The 775-nt window shown below is 69.0% G+C and carries 1 protein-coding gene and 1 pseudogene; both read right to left on the bottom strand.

The annotated features are described in order from the left end of the window. A partial coding sequence (locus tag EN781_RS33520) for a translation initiation factor IF-2 associated domain-containing protein (RefSeq protein WP_189347991.1) occupies window positions 1-676 on the bottom strand: 676 nt, incomplete at its 3' end. Further along, window positions 673-775, bottom strand: a pseudogene (locus tag EN781_RS36065) (DNA-binding protein); the annotation flags it as partial. The pseudogene EN781_RS36065 and the gene EN781_RS33520, both read right to left, overlap by 4 nt.

Raw genomic sequence — 775 nt, 5'->3', positions numbered from 1 at the left:
GGTCTTCCTCGCCCTGGGTGGGCTTGGCCGGACGCGCCACTTCAGGCGTGACCAGGCGGCGCACGGGAGCGCCGGCGCCGGCACGCTTCGGCTTGACGTCCTCTTCATCGTCCGGCGTCGCCAATTCGGCGGCCAGCGGTGCACGCCGGCGAGCCTCTTCCTCGGCACGGCGCCGGGATTCGGCCTCGGTCTGTAGCCGCGCCTCTTCCTCGGCCTGGCGGCGCGCGGAGTCCTCACGCTCGCGCTTGCGGCGCTCTTCTTCCTCGGCGCGGCGCTTGGCCTCTTCCTGGGCGCGCTGGCGGTCTTCGATCTCGCGCGCCTTGGAGCCTTCCAGCGCCTTGCGGCGGGCTTCCATCTCGCTACGCGACAATTCGTTGAGCACCATGCCGCCACGCTCGGGCGGCGGCGGAGGCGCCTTGGGGGCTTCCTGGACGGCAGGCGCCGCCGCGGCGACGGGCTTCGGCGTGAAGACGGACACGGGAGCGGCCGCCGGCTCCGGCTTGTCGCCGGGTAGCGAGAACTTGCGCTTCTTGGTCTCGACGACGACCGCCTTAGTGCGGCCGTGCGAGAAGTTCTGGCGCACAGTGCCCTGTTCCATGCCGGGCCGCTTCAGCGTCAAGGTCTTCTTCGGCGTAACGCTCAACGTCTTGTCGTCGCCCGATTTCGTATCGCTCATTCCATATCCTCTGCGGCATCATCTTCGTCAGCAACGTCCGCAATCATTGCCAGATCGTCCGGGGAACCGCCCCGATACCGGTCGAGCGCAACCATGCGC

It is taken from the genome of Mesorhizobium sp. M4A.F.Ca.ET.090.04.2.1, from assembly GCF_003999085.1.
Lineage (GTDB): Bacteria > Pseudomonadota > Alphaproteobacteria > Rhizobiales > Rhizobiaceae > Mesorhizobium.
The sequence above is the reverse complement of the archived record's forward strand: the minus strand, read 5'-3'. Positions and strand labels throughout refer to the sequence as shown.